Consider the following 17,375-nt stretch of genomic DNA (forward strand, 5'->3'; position numbering starts at 1 on the left):
ACCCCACGACACCACAACCACAAAGCCATGGCGCCGACGAGGACAAACACACCAAACATTCAGCACACTGTTGAGTTCTCAAAGGACAACCACACGCAACTCACCCGGACCGTTTCCGGCCGAGTTCCTCGCGGTGACGACCACCGTACCACCCGCTTCGGGAGCGGGCCATCGGGAGGGCGACCTCCCAACCTACTTGCCTGCGTGGCCCGGGGACAACCCCTGACCTCGCGATGAGCAGAACTCTACACACACCGGAATCGTGCTCTCACGAGGGGGGTCGATCACCGCGTCTCCGCTGGTCAGAGGGGGTTCCCGCCGCGGAGCGCGCGCAAACCCCCGTCAGGTGCCGGCGAGCTCGACGCCGGCGGCGTTGCGCTTGCCCCGGCGCAGCACGAGCCAGCGCCCGTGCAGGAGGTCGGCGTCGGCGGGCGTCCAGTCCTCGGTCTCGACCTTCGCGTTGTTCACGTAGGCCCCGCCCTCGGCAACGGTGCGCCGGGCCGCGCCGCGGCTGGCCGACAGCCCGCTGCCGACGAGGAGGTCGACGATCGTCGGGTTCTCGGACCGTGCCGCGGTGTACGAGGGGATCTCCGCGACGGCGGCGGCCAGCGTCGTGGCGTCCAGGGCCGCGAGCTCCCCGCGCCCGAACAGCGCGCGGCTGGCGGCCTCGGCCCGGGCGACCTCGTCCTCGCCGTGCACCAACGTGGTCACGGCCCGGGCCAGCGCTCGTTGGGCCTCGCGGGCCTGGGGCTTCTCCTCGGTCAGCCGCTCGAGCTCGGTGATCTCGTCGTGGGAGAGCCACGTGAACGCCCGCAGGTAGGTGCCGACCATGGCGTCCTCGGCCTGGATCCAGAACTGGTAGAAGGCGTAGGGGCTGGTCAGGCCGGGGTCGAGCCACACCGTGCCGCTCTCGGTCTTGCCGAACTTCGTCCCGTCGGCCTTGGTGATCAGCGGCGTGCCGATCGCGTGCAGCGACCGTCCCTCCACGCGGTGGACGAGGTCGGTGCCGGCGGTGAGGTTGCCCCACTGGTCGCTGCCACCGGTCTGCAGCGTGCAGCCGTAGCGGCGGTAGAGCTCGAGGAAGTCGTAGGACTGCAGCAGCTGGTAGGAGAACTCGGCGTAGCTGATGCCCTCCTCGGACTCCATCCGCCGGCTCACAGCCTCCTTGGCGAGCATCCGCCCGACGCGGAAGTGCTTCCCGACGTCCCGGAGGAAGTCCAGCGCCGACAGGCCCTCGGTCCAGTCGAGGTTGTTGACCAGCAGGGCGCCGTTCGGCGCGTCGGAGAAGTCGAGGAACGGCCGCAGCTGCGCGCCGAGCTTGTCCACCCACCCGGCGACGACGTCGCGGTCGTTGAGCGTGCGCTCGGAGGTCGGCTTGGGGTCGCCGATCAGACCCGTCGCCCCGCCCACGAGCGCGATCGGCCGGTGACCGGCCTGCTGGAAGCGGGCGAGCGTGAGCCACTGCAGCAGGTGCCCGATGTGGGCGCTGGGCGCGGTCGGGTCGATGCCCGAGTAGAGCGTGACCGTGCCGGTGTCGAGGTCGCGGCGCAGCGCGTCGAGGTCGGTGCTCTGGGCGATGAGGCCCCGCCAGGCGAGGTCGTCGAGGATGTGCAGGCCCCCGGTGGATGCGGTCACGCCGTCCATTCTGGCGATCGGCGGCGGCCCGTCGCAGGGGTGGTGGCCCTACCAGTCGGGACCGTCGGGACGGGCGCGCCCGGCCTTGTAGGGCGTGACGGCCGGGGAGCCGGCCACCCAGAACCGCCACGGGCGCTGCTGCCCGGCCGCCACGCCGACGCGGGGGCCGGTGCGGACGTCGGCGTCGGCTACCGCTTCGCCGACCTCGAGGCGCACCGACGACGTGGGGTCGAGCACATCCACGCCGTTGTGCTGGCGGTCGAGCCCGAGCAGCGTGCAGAGCCGGGCGGGCCCGCGGGCGAGCTCCGCGTCGCGGCCCCGCGCCGTCGGGCGGCGCACGTGGGCCGGACCGGTGTCCGAGAGCACCTCCCCCGCCCGCAGCAGGACCGCACCGGCGACGCCGTCCTGCAGGCAGACGACGTTCGCGCAGAAGTGCATGCCGTAGACGAAGTAGACGTAGAGGCGCCCGGCGGGGCCCCACATCACGGCGTTGCGGGCGGTCCTGCCGCGATGGCAGTGCGAGCCCGGGTCGTCGGCGCCGCGGTAGGCCTCGACCTCGACCAGGCGCAGGCGTACCTCGCCCTCCGGGACCTCGGCGACGAGCTCGGTGCCGAGCAGGCGCCGCGCCGCGCCCAGGACGTCGTCACGCAGGGCGTCGGCGGAGAGGAGGGAGGCCATCGCCGACGATCCTCCCCGGAGGGGTCGGGGCTCAGCGCGGGGAGGTCCGGGCGAGGTGGTCGACGGCACGGATCGCCCGCGGCTCGTCGTAGCCGACGGGCAGGTGGACGCGGCCCGCGGTGGTGCGGAAGTAGACCTCCCAGGCGTGGAAGCCGAGGAAGGCGCGCTCGTCGGCGGCCATGACCTCGGCGTAGGCGCGCACCGCCCGGACGTAGCGGACGTCGTTGTTGTAGCGCTTCAGCGCGTGGTCGAGGCCGCCCTCGGAGGCCCCGCCGTTGGCGCTCAGGTAGTGGGCGGCGCCGAGGACGGCGTCATGCGGGTCGTCCACGTCGCCGCCGAGGCCGTAGCTCGCCCAGGTGGCGGGCATGAACTGCATCGGCCCGCGAGCGCCGTCCTCGGAGTGGGAGGCGATACGGCCCATGCGGCTCTCGACGAGGTTGACCGCGGCGAGCACGGTCCAGGGCACACCGAAACGGCCCTCGGCCTCGACGTAGATCGCGCGGAGCCGGTCGGGCGGGAGCGGCGCGACGATCCGCCAGGCGGGCAGCTCGTCCCCGGGGCGGCCGCGGGCCATGGCGAGCAGGTCGCGGCCGGCGGTGACGGTGCGCTCGGTGACGCCGGCCCACCGCGGCGGCAGGGCCGCGAGCACGGGGGCCAGGCGCTCGGGGTGGAACGCCAGCTCCTCGTGCGCGACCTGGGCGAGCCGCGCGGCCGCCGCGACCTCAGCCGGCGACCGGGCGGGGTCGGCGACCACGTCCTGCGCGTGCGCGATCGTCCCGGCCAGGGCCACCGGGTCCTCCGGGACGGTGGGGCCGTGCGGCCCGATCGCGGCGGGCAGGGGCGGTGTCGACGGCGCCGACGATGTCGCGGCCGCCGGGGGCGGCGGTGCCGGTGCGTCGGGTGCGCCGGGCGCGTCGGCGCAGGAACCCAGGGTCGCGAGCAGGGCGAGCGCCACCGTCAGCCCCGTCGCCCGTGCCGCGCCCACGTCGTCCCACGCTAGCGAGCGCCCGGGCCGTTCGGCCGGTCGGCGTCCTGGGCCGTCGCCCGGACGGACGCGAGGTCGGATCGAGCGTGTGGCGTTACGGACACTCAGTGTCTGCGATGGCCCACCGCTGACACGGGGAACCGGGTCAGCGGCGGTCGATCGGACGGCCGGCCCAGGCGTGGGCCTCGATGGCGGCGCCGAAGATGCGATCGAGTTGCTCGGATACACGCTCCGGTGCGGTGCCGCCGTGCGCGTCGCGCGAGGCGATCGACCCCGCGACGGTGAGCACCGCGCGCACGTCCGGGGTCAGGGCCGGGTCGCAGGCGGCCAGCTCGTCGTCGGTGAGCTCGTCGAGCCCCACCCCGCGGGCCTCGGCCGCCCGGACGCACGCGCCCGCCGCCGTGTGGGCGCGCCGGAACGGGACGCCCTGGCGCACGAGCCACTCGGCGAGGTCGGTGGCCAGCGTGAAGCCCGCCGGGGCGAGCTCGGCGAGCCGGTCGGTGTGGAACTCCAGCGTCCTGACCATGCCCGCCATCGCCGGGAGCACCATCGCCAGCTGGGCCGCGGAGTCGAAGAGCGGCTCCTTGTCCTCCTGCAGGTCGCGGTTGTACGCCAGCGGCAGGGCCTTGAGCGTCGTCAGCAGCCCGGAGAGGTTGCCGACGAGGCGCCCCGCCTTGCCGCGGGCAAGTTCGGCCACGTCGGGGTTCTTCTTCTGCGGCATGATCGACGACCCGGTCGACCACGCGTCCGCGAGCGTCACGTAGCCGAACTCCGCGGTCGCCCAGAGGATGACCTCCTCGGCGATCCGCGACAGGTCCACCGCGATCATCGCCAGCACGAACGCGCCCTCGGCGGCCAGGTCGCGCGACGCGGTGCCGTCGATGGAGTTGTCGACGGCGTCGGCGAAGCCCAGGTCGTAGGCGACCGCCGCCGGGTCCAGGCCCAGCGACGTCCCGGCCAGGGCTCCCGACCCGTAGGGCGAGTACGCGAGCCGGCGGTCGAGGTCGCGGCACCGGCCGACGTCGCGCAGCAGGGCCTGGGCGTGGGCGCCGAGGTGGTGCGCGAGCAGCACGGGCTGGGCGTGCTGCAGGTGGGTGCGCCCCGGCATCGCGGCGTCCGGGTGCGCGCGGGCCTGGATCAGCAGCGCGTCGACGACACCGGCCACGCCCCGCACGACCGACCGCAGCGTGTCCCGCAGCCACATCCGCAGCTGCGTCGCGATCTGGTCGTTGCGGGAGCGCCCCGCCCGCAGGCGGCCGCCGAGATCCTCCCCCACCCGCTCGATCAGCCCGCGCTCCAGCGCGGTGTGCACGTCCTCGTCCTCGGGCGCCGGTCCGAACGCCCCGGACGCCACGTCGGCCTCGAGGCGCGCGAGCCCGTCGAGCATGCCCTCGAGCTGGGAGTCGGTGAGCAGCCCGGCGCCGTGCAGCACGCGGGCGTGGGCGCGGGAGCCGGCGATGTCGTAGGGCGCGAGCACCCAGTCGAACTGCGTCGAGCGCGACAGCGCCGCCATCACCGCGTCGGGGCCGGACGCGAAGCGCCCGCCCCAGAGCCCCGTGGACTCGGTGCCCGCGGAGCTCACTGCTGGTCGCGCCGGGCGGCGATCTTCGACGGCAGGCCCCAGAGCTGCACGAAGCCCTTGGCCAGCGACTGGTCGAACAGGTCGCCCTCGTCATAGGTGGCGAGATTGAAGTCGTAGAGCGACTCGGCGCTGCGCCGGCCCGTCGGCACCGCGCGGCCGCCGTGCAGCGTCATCCGGATCTCGCCGGTGACGTGCTCCTGGGTGGAGTCGACGAAGGCGTCGAGGCTTCGCCGCAGCGGGGAGTACCAGAGGCCGTCGTAGACGAGCTCGCTCCAGCGCTGCTCGACCTGGCGCTTGAACCGCGCCTGCTCGCGCTCGAGCGTGACGTTCTCCAGCTCCTGGTGCGCCGTGATCAGCGCGATCGCGCCCGGCGCCTCGTACACCTCGCGGCTCTTGATGCCGACCAGGCGGTCCTCGACCATGTCGAGCCGCCCGACGCCCTGGGCGCCCGCGCGCTCGTTGAGCTGCTCGACGGCCTGCAGCACCGAGACCTTCTGCCCGTCGATCGTCACCGGCACGCCGGCGGAGAACCCGACGACGACCTCGTCGGCCTCACGGGGCTCGGCGGGGTTCGCGGTGTAGGCGTAGACGTCCTCGATCGGCCCGTTCCAGATGTCCTCGAGGAACCCGGTCTCGACCGCGCGGCCCCAGACGTTCTGGTCGATCGAGTACGGCGAGCGCTTGTTCACGTCGATCGGGAGCGCACGCTCCTCGGCCCAGGCGATCGCCTTCTCCCGCGTCCAGGCGAAGTCGCGCACCGGGGCGATGACGTCGAGGTCGGGGGCGAGCGCGCCCACGCCGACCTCGAAGCGCACCTGGTCGTTGCCCTTGCCGGTGCAGCCGTGCGCGACCGTGGAGGCGCCGTGGGCGCGGGCGGCGTCGGCGAGGTGCTTGACGATCAGCGGCCGCGACAGCGCCGAGACCAGCGGGTAGCGGTCCATGTAGAGCGCGTTGGCCCGCAGCGCCGGCAGGCAGTACTGCTCGGCGTACTCGTCGCGGGCGTCGGCGACGGCCGCCTCCACCGCGCCGCAGTCCAGGGCCCGCTTGCGGATGACCTCGAGGTCCTCGCCGCCCTGCCCCACGTCGACCGCGACGGCGACGACCTCGCGCCCGGTCTCCTCGGCGATCCAGCCGATGGCGACCGAGGTGTCGAGGCCCCCGGAGTACGCCAGCACGATCCGCTCGCTCACTGCTCTCCCTCTTCCTGCTCGTGCTCGTTCACGTGTGTGGTGGACGACCGCGCCGTCGTCCGGGTGCCCAGTGCCCGCAGCCGCCTCGCGAGGCCGGCCCCGTCGAGGGGCTCACGGGCGACGACGAGCACCGTGTCGTCACCGGCGATGCAGCCGACCACCTCCGCCAGTGCCGCGCGGTCCAGCGCGCTGGCCAGGTAGTGCGCGGCTCCGGGCGGGGTGCGCAGCACCGCGAGGTTGCCCGAGTGGTCCGCGGAGACCAGCAGCTCGGCGAGCAGCCGCGACAGTCTGTCGGTGCCGCCCACGACCCCGCGCACCGGGCTGCCGTCGTCGGGCACGACGTAACGCCCGACCCCGCCGTCGGCGCCGCGCAGCTTCACCGCGCCCAGCTCGTCGAGGTCCCGCGACAGCGTCGCCTGGGTGACCTCCACCCCCTCGCCGGCCAGCAGCGCGGCCAGCTCGGCCTGGCTGTGGACCTCGCGCTCGGTGAGCAGCGCGACCACGCGGGCCTGGCGCGCGGCCCGGGTCCCGATCGGCGTGCTCCCCTGGATGCCTCGCGTCTCGGTCACGACGAGTGCTCCAGCACCCACGCCAGCACCGCCTTCTGCGCGTGCAGCCGGTTCTCGGCCTCGTCCCACACCGCCGAGCGCGGCCCGTCGATGACCTCGGCGGTGATCTCGTCGCCGCGGTGGGCCGGCAGGCAGTGCAGGACGGTGACATCGGGTTTCGCGCGGGCGACGGCCGCCCCGTCGAGCCGGTACGGGGCGAGCACCGCGCGGTCGCGGCCGTCGCCCTCCTGGCCCATCGAGGTCCAGGTGTCGGTGACCAGCACGTCGGCGCCCTCGGCCGCCGCGGGGTCGTCGGTGACCTCGACCGACCCGCCCGTCCCGGCCGCCCGCGCCCGCGCGGCGTCGACCACGGCCTCGGCCGGGGTGAACCCCGCAGGTCCGGCGATCCGCACGTGCAACCCGGCGGTCGCGCCGCCGAGCAGCAGGGAGTGCGCCATGTTGTTGGCGCCGTCGCCCAGGTAGGTCAGGGTCAGCCCGGCGGTGCGCCCGTGACGCTCGACGATCGTCTGCAGGTCGGCGAGGACCTGGCAGGGGTGGAAGCCGTCGGTCAGCGCGTTGATCACCGGGACGGTCGCGTGCGCGGCCATCTCCTCGATGCGCTCGTCGCGGCTCGTGCGCCAGACGATCGCGTCGACGTAGCGCGAGAGCACCCGCGCGGTGTCGGCGATCGTCTCGCCGCGCCCGAGCTGGGCGGCGTTCCCGTCGATCATCACCGGGGTGCCGCCCAGCGCGGCGATGCCGACCTCGAACGACACCCGGGTGCGGGTCGAGGCCTTGTCGAAGACGACGGCGACCGCGCGCGGGCCGGCCAGCGGCCGGTGCCCGTAGGGTTCGGCCTTCATGGTCGCGGCCAGCTCGAGGACCTCGGCCTGCTCGGCCGGGGCCAGGTCGTCGTCCCGCAGCAGGTGCCGCACGCCGGTGGCGACCCTCGTCACCACGGTCACGAGCCGGCCGCCTCGGCCGCCGCCGCGCCCTGGTCGAGGACCTCGGGCAGCACGGCCAGGAAGCCGTCGAGCTGGGCGTCGGTGACGACGACCGGCGGGGCGAGCCGCACGCGCTCCGGGACGGCGTTGTTGATCAGGTAGCCGGACTCGCGGGCCGCGCCGGTGACCTGGGTGGAGATCGGCTGCCGCAGCGCGATCCCGATGAGGATGCCGACCGCGTCGACGTGGTCGACCACGCCGTGGCCCAGCCCCTCGACGCGCGCGGCCACGTCGCGGCCCAGGGTCGTGGCGCGCTCGAGCAGCCCCTCGGAGGCGATCGTGTCGAGCACGGCGAGCGCCGCGGCGCAGCACACGGGGTTGCCGCCGAAGGTCGTGCCGTGCTGACCCGGGCCGAGGAGGTCCCCGGCCGCGCCGACCCCGATGCACGCGCCGATCGGCAGCCCGCCGCCGAGACCCTTGGCGAGCGTGACGACGTCGGGCACGACGTCGGTGCGCTGGTGGGCGAACCAGCGGCCGGTGCGTCCGACCCCCGTCTGGACCTCGTCGAGCACCAGCAGGGCCCCGCGCTCGGCGGTGATGTCCCGGGCCGCGCGCAGGTAGCCGTCGGCCGGGACGATCACGCCCGCCTCGCCCTGCATCGGCTCGAGGAACACGGCGGCCGTGTCGTCGTCGACGGCCGCGCGCAGCGCCTCGACGTCGCCGTAGGGCACGAACTCCACCCCGGGCACGAGCGGCTCGAACGGGGTCCGCTTGGCCGGCTGCCCGGTCAACGAGAGCGCACCCATGGTGCGACCGTGGAAGGCGTTCTCCGCGGCCACGACCTTCGGGCGCCCGGTCCGGCGGGCGATCTTGAACGCGGTCTCGTTGGCCTCGGCGCCGGAGTTGCAGAAGAGCACGCGTCCGGCGTGGCCCAGGAGGTCGAGCAGGCGTTCGGCGAGCTCGACGGTCTGCGGGTTGATGACGAGGTTCGACGTGTGCCCGAGCGTCGCGACCTGGCGGGAGACGGCCTCGACGACGGCCGGGTGGGCGTGGCCGAGGAGGTTGACCGCGATGCCCCCGAGCAGGTCGAGGTACTCGCGCCCGTCGGCGTCCCACACCTGGGCGCCCTCGCCGCGCACGAGGCTGATCGGCGGGGTGCCGTAGTTGTCCATGAGCGAGGTGCTCCACCGGCGGCGGAGGTCCTCACCCGAGATCGTCCGGGTCACCGTCAGGCCTCCTTGCCGTCGGCCGGGACGACCATCGTCCCGACCCCTGCGCTCGTGAACACCTCGAGCAACACCGAGTGCGCCACCCGCCCGTCGATGACGTGGGCGCGCGGGACCCCGCCCTGGACCGCCCGCAGGCAGGCCTCCATCTTCGGGATCATCCCGCTGGCCAGGCCCGGCAGCAGGGCCTCGAGCTCGACGTCGTCGATCTGCGAGCGCAGGCTCGAGCGGTCGGGCCAGTCGGTGTAGAGGCCCTCGACGTCGGTGAGCACGACGAGCTTGCGCGCGCCCAGCGCCTCGGCCAGCGCGGCCGCGGCGGTGTCGGCGTTGACGTTGTGCACGACGCCGTCGACGTCGGGGGCGACGGTCGAGACGACGGGGATGCGGCCCCCGGCGACGAGGTCGAGCACCGCGGCGGGGTTGACCTCGACGACGTCGCCGACCAGCCCGACGTCGACCTGCTCGCCGTCCACGCTGGCGGTGCGCCGGGCGGCGGTGAACAGGCGCGCGTCCTCACCGGAGAGCCCGACCGCGTAGGGGCCGTGGGCGTTGATGAGCCCGACGAGCTCGCGGCCGACCTGGCCGACGAGCACCATCCGCACGACGTCCATCGTCTCGGGGGTGGTCACGCGCAGGCCGCCGCGGAACTCGCCCTCCATCCCGAGCCGGCCGAGCATGCTCGTGATCTGCGGCCCGCCGCCGTGGACGACGACCGGGCGGATGCCCGCGAGGCGCAGGAAGACCATGTCCTCGGCGAACGCGCGGCGCAGCGCGTCGTCGGTCATCGCGTTGCCGCCGTACTTGACGACGACCACCGCGCCCTGGAAGCGCTGCAGCCACGGCAGGGCCTCGGCGAGGACGCCGGCCTTGGCGGCGGCCTCGTGGTAGCGGTCGGGGACGTCGGCCGGGACGGGGATGGACGTCAGCGTCCGGTCGGTGTCGGGGTCGGTGTCGGTGTCGGTGTCGGTCATGTCGAGTACGCGCTGTTCTCCTCGACGTAGGCGTGCGACAGGTCCGTGGTCAGCACGGTGGCCCGCCCCTCGCCGGCGCCCAGGTCGACCTCGACGGTGATCTCCGGGCCGGACAGGTCGGCCTTGCTGCGGTCGCCGACGGCGGCGGCGGCCTCGCACAACAGGACGCCGTTGACCGTCACCGACAACGTCTGCGGATCGACGAACGCCTCGCTCGCGCCGACCGCGGCCGCGATGCGGCCCCAGTTGGGGTCGGAGCCGAAGAGGGCGGTCTTGACGAGGCTGTCGCGGGCGATCGCGCGGGCGCCGACGAGGGCGTCGCGGTCGTCGCGGGCCCCGGTGACCGTGACCGCGATGCGCTTGGTGACGCCCTCCGCATCGGCCTGCAGGCCCTTGGCGAGCTCGTCGCAGACCTCGGTGAGCACCTCGGTGAACGCGTCGGCGTCCGCCTCGACCCCGGACGAGCCCGACGACAGCAGCAGGACGGTGTCGTTCGTGCTGGTCGAGCCGTCGATGTCGAGGCGGTCGAAGGTCATCGCGGTGGCGGCGCGCAGGGCCGTGTCGGCGGTGGCCGCGTCGACGACGGCGTCGGTGGTGACGACGACGAGCATCGTCGCGAGGCTCGGGGCCATCATCCCGGCGCCCTTGGCGAAGCCGCCGACGGTCCACCCAGTGGCGGGTGGCGTCCCGTGATGACGAACAGCCTGCTTGTCGACGGTGTCGGTGGTCAGCACGGCGGTGGCGGCGGCGGTGGCGGCGTCCTCCCCGTCGGCGAGCGTCCCGGCGGCGTCGTCGACACCCGACAGGAGGCGCCCGATCGGGAGCCGTTCACCGATGAGACCGGTGGAGCACACGGCGACCTCGATGGCCCCGCAGCCCAGGACGTCGGCGACCTTCTCGGCCGTGCGGTGGGTGTCGCCGAAGCCGTCGGGCCCGGTGCAGGCGTTGGCCCCGCCGGCGTTGAGCACGACGGCGCGCAGCCGCTGCTCGCGCAGGACCTGCTGGGACCAGAGCACGGGGGCGGCCTTGACCTGGTTGCGGGTGAAGACGCCGGCGGCGACCTGCTCGGGGCCGTCGTTGACGACGAGCGCGAGGTCGGGGCGTTCGCCGTGCGCCCTCAGGCCGGCGCGGACCCCGGCGGCCCGGAAGCCCTGCGGGGCGGTGACGCTCACGGGTGCATCCCTGTCGTCGGGAGACCGACGGTCTCGTCGAGGCCGAGGGCGAGGTTGACCGACTGGAAGGCGCCGCCGGCCGTGCCCTTGGTGAGGTTGTCGATGGCCGCGGTGACCACGAGACGCCCGGCGTCGGCGTCGACCGCGACCTGGACCTGGACCGCGTTCGCGCCGACCACCGACTTCGTCTGCGGCTGGGTGCCCGCGGGCAGCAGGTGCACGAACGGCTCGGCGTCGTAGGCCTTGGCGTAAACCTCGCGGGCCTGCTCCTCGGTCACGGCGTGGGCGGCGAGCGGGGCGCTGGCCACCGCGAGGATGCCGCGCGGCATCGGCGCGAGGACCGGCGTGAACGAGACCCGCACGGGCACTGTGCTGGCTGCGCTGACCGCCGCGAGGTTCTGCACGATCTCGGGGGTGTGCCGGTGGCCGCCGCCGACGCCGTACGCGCCGGCCGAGCCCATGACCTCGGCGCCGAGCAGGTGCGGCTTGGCCGCCTTCCCCGCCCCGGAGGTGCCGGAGAACGCGACGATGCTGATCTCGGGCTCGACGAGCCCGGCGGCGACCGCGGGGAACGCGGCGAGCGTGCCGGCGGTCGGGTAGCAGCCGGGGACGGCGATGCGCCGGCTCCCCCGCAGCGCGTCCCGGGCGCCGGGCAGCTCGGGCAGGCCGTAGGGCCAGGCGCCCGCGTGCTCGCCGCCGTACCACCGCTGCCAGGCCGCCGGGTCGGTGAGACGGTGGTCGGCGCCGCAGTCGACGACGAGGGCGTCCTCCGACAGCTGCGCGGCCAGCTCCGCGGAGCGTCCGTGCGGCAGGGCGAGGAAGACGACGTCGTGCCCGGCGAGCTGCTCGGGAGTGGTCTCGGCGATCGTCCGGTCGGCGAGCGCCGGCAGGTGCGGCTGGTGGGCGCCGAGGGGGGAGCCCGCGGACTCCCCCGCCGTCACCGCCCCGATCTCGACCTCGGGGTGGCCCAGGGCCAGTCGCAGCACCTCACCCCCGACGTACCCACTGGCTCCGGCCACGGCGATGCGCATACGCATCACTATGCACGTCTGCGGAAGACCATGCAATCAACGACGGCGGCGCGCCCGGGGTGGGGTCGGCCACGTGTACGGGATCGTCCCGCCGACGGCGAGGCGGCGCCAACGCTCGCGCAGCGTACGTAGCTCCCGGACCGCCGTCGCCGCCTGGTCGACGGTGTACGGGCTCGCCCCCGTCGCGGTGATGCCCCACGCCGCGTCCAGCGCCGCCTTCGTCGAGTCGCCGTCCCCGTCGACGCACTGCTGGAGGACCCCGACGACGGACTCCGCGTGCCGGAGCTGCGCCGCGTTCTCGCGGCGGACGGCGTCGGAGCGCCGGTGGCGGTCGTGGCGCGGGCGACCCGCGACGACCTCGACGCTGTCGAACAGCGCCCCGGCCGCGAGCGAGCCCCACAGGCCGCAGGTCAGGCCGAGGGCGCGCTCGCCGACGAGGTGGACCGCGTCGTGCGGCACCTCGCCGGTGCGGTCGTAGGACCGCAGCCGCAGCCGGACGCCGTCCTCCCGGTCGATCAGCGCCAGCGAGCCGCCGTCGGCGCGCTTCGAGAACTCGACGTGCACGCCGGCATGCCACCAGCTCCGGCTTCGTGGTGCAGCCGGTTATCGGCGTGGCGGGCGGGTCAGTTCGCCCGGCTGCGGTCCTCGCCCAGGGAGTGCCGCGGGCGGGAGGTCGACGGGTAGGGCGCGCGGGGGCCGTCCTCGCGGGGCCGATCGGGAGCGGGCGGGAACGACGGGTGCGGCTCGCGGAACGAGGCCGAGGGGTGGGGCTCGCCGAACGGGTCGCCGACGGGTCCACCGAACGACAGCGAGGACGTGGGTTCGGCGAACGGGACCGACGGGTGGGGCTCGCGGACCCCGGCGCCGCTCGTCTGGGCCGCCGCGATCTGCCACGCCGGGAGACCCTGCGAGTCGGTGGCACTGGACGGGGCCGGGGTAGGTGCCGGGGTCCGGGCCGGGGTCCGGGTCGGGGTCCGGGGCGCGACCGGCAGCGGGCCGGTCGGCGGCGACGGGGGCTCGGCTCCCCAGGCGGGGGTTCCACCGGTCGCCGGGGACGCCGGCTGCTCACCGGTCTCCTCCACCCGCGGCGCGACCGTCGGCGGCGCGTCGGCCTCGGGCACCGGGGCGGCGTCGCGGCGGCCGACGGCGACGAGGTCGCGGCCGAGCAGTCCCGACACGAGCCAGTCCAGGGCGATCCGCACCGTGCGGTCGGCGGTCGGCATCGCCCAGAGGTGGTAGGCGCGGTGCAGCAGGAACGCGGGCCAGCCGGTGAAGCGCAGCCGTCCGATCTGGGCCGCGCCGCGGCGGCGGCCGAGGCCCGCGACGGCGCCGGCGTTCTGGTGGCGGTAGCCGCGCAGCAGGCGTCCGGCGAGGAACGCGTCGACGTTGCGGGCCAGGAGGCGGGCCTGGCGCACGGCGTGCTGGGCGGTCGGCGCCGTGGTCACGGGGTCGCCGTCGCGCGGGGTCGGCACGGTCACGTCGGGGACCGCGGCGCAGTCGCCGGCGGTGAAGACGTGGGCGCGGTCGCGGACCTGCAGCGTCGTCGAGCAGCGCACCCGCCCGCGGGGGTCGAGCGGGAGGTCGGTGCGCTCGAGCAGGGGGTTGGGCACCGAACCCGCGGCCACGACGATCGTGTCGGTGGCGAAGCTCGTCCCGCCCGCGAGGACGACCTGGCCGCCCTCCGCCGAGCTGATCTTCGCGCCGACCCGGACCTCGATCCCGCGCCGCAGCAGCTGGGCGTGGACGCGGGCGGCGAGCGCCGGGCTGACCTCGGGCATGATCCGCCCGGCCGCCTCCAGGAGCACCCAGCGGATCTCCTCGGCGATGTGTCCGGGCTGGTGGCGGGCGGCGCGGCGGGTCATGTCCTCGAGCTCGCCGAGCACCTCGAGGCCCGCGAACCCGCCGCCGATCACCGTGAAGGTCAGCAGCCGGCGGCGCTCGGCGGGGTCGACGGTCGAGGCGGCCGCGTCGAGGCGGGACAGGACGTGGTCGCGCAGCGCGAGCGCGTCGGTGACCGACCGGAACGGCAGCGCGCGCTCGTCGAGCCCGGGGATCGGCAGCCGGCGCGGCGTGGTGCCGGGCGCGACGACCAGCACGTCGTAGGTGAGCTCGCGGGTGCCGCCGTCCGGCAGCGTGACGACGGCGCGGCGCGAGGCGTCGTCCACCGCGGCGACCGACCCGGTGATCACGTCGCACCGGCGCAGGACCCGGCGCAGCGGCACGGTGAGGTGACGCGGCTCGATCGCGCCCGCGGCCGCCTCGGGCAGGAACGGCTGGTAGGTCATGTGGGCCTGCGGGTCGACCACCGTGATCCCCGCGATGCCCGACGCCGCGCCCCCTGGGCCGAGGTGGCGGCCGCCGCGCGTGCCACCCGGCAGGCGGGCCTGCAGCGCCCGCGCCGCGACGAGGCCCGCGTAGCCGCCGCCGACCACGAGCACGCGAGCGCCCTCGGCGGCCTCGGCGTCCTCGGCCTCCTCGGCCGGGCCCCGGCCCCGCAGACGGGCGAGGAAGACGAGCGCGACGACGCACAGGGCCCCGCCGCAGGCCGCCGCACCCCACGCCGGCAACGCGCCGAACGCCCACAGCAGGGCGACGACGGCCGGCCCGATGACCAGCAGCGTGCCGCGGCCCACCACGAAGTCCGCGGTGGACCAGGAGCTCCCGGCGGACGGCTCGGGGTCGTGGGGTGGCTCGGGCGCGCTGGACATGCGTGAGAGCTCCTCGCTGTCGGGGTCGAGGCGGCCGGCCCGGGCGAAGGGGGAGCCCCCGGGTCACGGCCAGGTCACGCTACGAAGTCCGATCATGGGAGGGCCCGGAGCTGAGAGCGCGAGGCGCCGCGAGCCGTCCACGGCGTCCCGCCACGCGGTCACCGGTCGTGCGTTCCCCCGATCGGCGCAGTCCTCGGCCGCTGGTCTCTCAGGAAGGGCGATGAGCGGTCACCGCGGCAGCCGGGCGAACGCCCGCGTGACGGCCGTCTCGGACGGTGGCGTCGCGGTCGGGACCGGGGTGACCTCCGGCCGCCCGCGCGTCGCCGTCCACGTCCCGGTGATGCGGCCGCGGTGGACGACGGTGGCACGGAAGACGCCGTTGCCGCCGGGCACGACCCGGTCGCGGTGGGCGGGGTCGAGGACGTCGTCGCGGTGGCGGTAGCCGAGGACGTACTCGTCGAAACCGGGCAGCAGGTGCACGCCGAGCGCCGCCCGGCGGTGGGCGGCGAGGAGGTCCGGGACCGCGGGGTCGAGGAGGTACTCGACGCCGTCGACGTCCATGGCCGCGAGGGCGGGGCGGGCGAGGGCGACCGCGGTGCGGGCGTCGGCGGCGGGGATGTTCGTCCACCGGGCGAACTCGGCGACGGGCGCGGGGCCGTGCGAGCGGAAGTACCGGCGCGCCCACTCCCCCAGCGCCTCGTCGCGGTCGAGGACCCGTGGCGTGGGGATCCAGCGGGCGACGTCGACGATGACGGGCTCGCCGGCGTCGATCGGCCCGAAACAGAGGACGCCGGTCTGGGCCAGCTCGGCGAGCAGGTGGTAGCCGCGCCCCCCGGCCGGCGCGAGCCCCGCCTCCTCCCACACCGCGAACAGCCCGGCGCGGGTCGCGGGCACGGCGGCCAGCGCCAGCTCGCGGGCCCGATCGACGTCGGCGAGCCCGAGCTCGCCGCGCCTGCGGGCCGACTGGACGCGGGGGCGCGGCGTGCCCAGCCGGAGCATCCAGCCGAGGTCCTCGGCGGGCACCGCGTGCAGCGTCCCGCGCATCGGCCAGCTGCGGACCACGGTGCCCGCGTCGCACGCCGCGACGACCGCGGCGCGCGACCGGGACGCGGTGCGCAGCGCCAGCGAGGTCAGCGCCCCGGGCAGGTCCTGGGCCTGCACCGCGCCGAGGTGACGGACCACGCCGGCGACGTCGTCGGTCGCCGGCGGCACCAGCCCCAGGGCCACCAGCCGCAGCAGCCCGACCTCCGACGCCCCGCGCGTGGTCACGCCCCGAGATGCTGCCGGAACCACGCCACGGCGTGGCCGTCGACCTCGGCGGCGTGGCGCGTCTGCGGCGCCGGCTCGAGCCCCGGCTCCTCGGCGAGCGCGTGGCCCATACCCGGCACGGTGACCACCTCGCCGGCCGGCAGCGCCTTCGCCAGCGCCTGCGCCGGGTGGAGGAACGCCTCGGCGTCGTCCTCCTCGCCGACGATCGACCGCACCGGCGTGGCCCCGAGCTCGCCGGCGCGGGCGACGTAGTCCATCCGCGCCGCGACGGCGTCCGACGCCGGCGACCAGGCGTAGTCGACCCCGAACAGCCGGCCGAGCGCCGAGACCACCGGGCGCAGCTGCACCATCGGGCTGATCGCGACGAGTGCCGCGACGTCCGACCGGCGCGTCGCCACCTCCAGCGCGACGCCCGCCCCGGCCGACCCGCCGAACAGCCCGAGCGGACCCGTTGCGCACCCGAACCGCTCGCGCAGCGCGGCCAGCGCCGCGTCGAACTCCTCGGCGGCCTGGGCGTTCACCGGCCCCTGCAGGAGCAGGACCGCGTCCTCGTAGCCGCGCCCCATCACCTCGTCCAGCCCGCCCGCGGGCAGCCGGCTGCCCATCATCGGCAGCCCGAGGTACACCCGCCAGGCGTCGAGCCCGTCGAGCGGCAGGGCCGCCGCGAACGCCGCCTCGGTGCGCGGCGCGTCCATGAGGTGCCAGCCGACGACGAGCGGCGCGTCGGGGCGGCGGTCCGCCGGCGCCCGCAGGACGTAGGGCACGCCGGCGGCGACACCGGTCTCGACCTCCGTGGTCATGGCGGCTCCTCGTGATCGCGCTGTACACCGTCCAGCTTACTGGACACTGTACAGTACGTCCATGCCCCGGACCCCCGGTCAGCGTGCCGGGCTCACCCGCGACGCGGTCCTCACCGCGGCGCGCACCGTGTTCGCCGAGCGCGGACTGCCGGGTCTCTCGATGCGGTCGGTCGCGCGGGAGCTCGACGTCGCGCCGAACGCGCTCTACAGCCACGTCGCGGACAAGGACGCGCTGGTCGACGACCTGCTCGACGACCTGCTCGGCGCCCTCGACCCGCCGGCGCCCGACGCCGAACCGCTCGCCGGCCTGCGCGGCGTCATGCTCGCGACGTTCGACCTGCTGGTCGTCCACGCCGATCTCGTCCCGCTCTACCTCGCGCGCCAGGGTGCGCGCGGGGAGAACGCCCGCGCGTTGGGCGCGGCGATGACGGTGCTGCTCGGGCACCTGGGGCTCGACGGGGACGCCGCGGGTCGCGTGGTGCGCGCCCTCGTCGTGAGCACGATCGGCTACGCCGCCCTGGCCACCGCCGACGGGCCGGCCCTCGCGCCCGCGCAGCTGCGCGCCGACCTCGAGGTCACGCTCGACTGGCTGCTGCTTGGCGCTACGCGCTCGTGAGTGGTTGTCCGTGCCCTGGC

At 75.5% G+C, this 17,375-nt stretch carries 16 protein-coding genes; 1 reads left to right on the top strand and 15 read right to left on the bottom strand.

Annotated features, from left to right (window positions below; all coding sequences use genetic code 11):
• Window positions 1-342: 342 nt before the first annotated feature.
• From tyrS to C8D89_RS14610, 15 genes are all read right to left on the bottom strand, one after another.
• Window positions 343-1,644: a tyrosine--tRNA ligase gene (gene tyrS / locus C8D89_RS14540; RefSeq protein WP_116708862.1), complete on the bottom strand. Its 1,302-nt coding sequence runs from the start codon at window positions 1,642-1,644 to the stop codon at window positions 343-345.
• Window positions 1,645-1,683: 39 nt separating this feature from the next.
• Complete coding sequence (locus C8D89_RS14545; protein ID WP_116708863.1) at window positions 1,684-2,313, bottom strand: DNA-3-methyladenine glycosylase; 630 nt, start codon at window positions 2,311-2,313, stop codon at window positions 1,684-1,686.
• A 31-nt stretch (window positions 2,314-2,344) separates the two neighbouring features.
• On the bottom strand, window positions 2,345-3,298 hold the full coding sequence (locus tag C8D89_RS14550) for a lytic transglycosylase domain-containing protein (protein WP_207787229.1): 954 nt from the start codon (window positions 3,296-3,298) through the stop codon (window positions 2,345-2,347).
• Window positions 3,299-3,443: 145 nt separating this feature from the next.
• Window positions 3,444-4,880 carry an argininosuccinate lyase gene (argH, locus tag C8D89_RS14555; protein ID WP_116708864.1) on the bottom strand — a complete coding sequence of 479 codons (1,437 nt, stop codon included), beginning with the start codon at window positions 4,878-4,880 and terminating at the stop codon, window positions 3,444-3,446.
• Complete coding sequence (locus tag C8D89_RS14560) at window positions 4,877-6,070, bottom strand: argininosuccinate synthase (RefSeq protein WP_116708865.1); 1,194 nt, start codon at window positions 6,068-6,070, stop codon at window positions 4,877-4,879. The genes argH and C8D89_RS14560 overlap by 4 nt, the downstream gene beginning before the upstream one ends.
• A complete protein-coding gene (locus C8D89_RS14565) occupies window positions 6,067-6,639 on the bottom strand; it encodes an arginine repressor (RefSeq protein ID WP_116708866.1) in 573 nt (190 codons plus the stop codon). Before C8D89_RS14565 ends, C8D89_RS14560 begins: the two co-directional genes overlap by 4 nt.
• Window positions 6,636-7,583, bottom strand: coding sequence for an ornithine carbamoyltransferase (argF, locus tag C8D89_RS14570; RefSeq protein ID WP_243418107.1), 948 nt, complete (start codon window positions 7,581-7,583; stop codon window positions 6,636-6,638). Before argF ends, C8D89_RS14565 begins: the two co-directional genes overlap by 4 nt.
• Entirely contained in the window at window positions 7,580-8,788 is a 1,209-nt protein-coding gene (locus C8D89_RS14575) for an acetylornithine transaminase (protein WP_279323385.1), read from the bottom strand. Before C8D89_RS14575 ends, argF begins: the two co-directional genes overlap by 4 nt.
• Before the next feature lie 2 nt (window positions 8,789-8,790).
• Window positions 8,791-9,759: an acetylglutamate kinase gene (gene argB / locus C8D89_RS14580; RefSeq protein ID WP_243418108.1), complete on the bottom strand. Its 969-nt coding sequence runs from the start codon at window positions 9,757-9,759 to the stop codon at window positions 8,791-8,793.
• The gene (argJ, locus tag C8D89_RS14585; RefSeq protein WP_116708867.1) at window positions 9,756-10,931 is read right to left on the bottom strand and encodes a bifunctional glutamate N-acetyltransferase/amino-acid acetyltransferase ArgJ; all 1,176 of its coding nucleotides are present in this window, start codon (window positions 10,929-10,931) and stop codon (window positions 9,756-9,758) included. Before argJ ends, argB begins: the two co-directional genes overlap by 4 nt.
• Window positions 10,928-11,968 carry an N-acetyl-gamma-glutamyl-phosphate reductase gene (gene argC / locus C8D89_RS14590; protein ID WP_116708868.1) on the bottom strand — a complete coding sequence of 347 codons (1,041 nt, stop codon included), beginning with the start codon at window positions 11,966-11,968 and terminating at the stop codon, window positions 10,928-10,930. The genes argJ and argC overlap by 4 nt, the downstream gene beginning before the upstream one ends.
• Before the next feature lie 30 nt (window positions 11,969-11,998).
• Window positions 11,999-12,526 carry a hypothetical protein gene (locus tag C8D89_RS14595; protein WP_116708869.1) on the bottom strand — a complete coding sequence of 176 codons (528 nt, stop codon included), beginning with the start codon at window positions 12,524-12,526 and terminating at the stop codon, window positions 11,999-12,001.
• Between the two features lie 59 nt (window positions 12,527-12,585).
• Window positions 12,586-14,670: an NAD(P)/FAD-dependent oxidoreductase gene (locus C8D89_RS14600; RefSeq protein ID WP_116708870.1), complete on the bottom strand. Its 2,085-nt coding sequence runs from the start codon at window positions 14,668-14,670 to the stop codon at window positions 12,586-12,588.
• Window positions 14,671-14,898: 228 nt separating this feature from the next.
• A complete protein-coding gene (locus C8D89_RS14605) occupies window positions 14,899-15,939 on the bottom strand; it encodes a winged helix DNA-binding domain-containing protein (protein ID WP_165825710.1) in 1,041 nt (346 codons plus the stop codon).
• Window positions 15,936-16,739 (bottom strand): alpha/beta hydrolase family protein, encoded by an 804-nt coding sequence (locus C8D89_RS14610; protein ID WP_116708872.1) that lies wholly within the window; start codon window positions 16,737-16,739, stop codon window positions 15,936-15,938. Before C8D89_RS14610 ends, C8D89_RS14605 begins: the two co-directional genes overlap by 4 nt.
• A 61-nt stretch (window positions 16,740-16,800) precedes the next feature.
• Here C8D89_RS14610 and C8D89_RS14615 point away from each other — a divergent pair, with 61 nt between their 5' ends.
• Window positions 16,801-17,355: a TetR/AcrR family transcriptional regulator gene (locus C8D89_RS14615; RefSeq protein WP_165825711.1), complete on the top strand. Its 555-nt coding sequence runs from the start codon at window positions 16,801-16,803 to the stop codon at window positions 17,353-17,355.
• Window positions 17,356-17,375 lie beyond the last annotated feature (20 nt).

It is taken from the genome of Actinomycetospora cinnamomea (assembly GCF_003096675.1).
GTDB classification, from domain to species: Bacteria; Actinomycetota; Actinomycetes; order Mycobacteriales; family Pseudonocardiaceae; genus Actinomycetospora; species Actinomycetospora cinnamomea.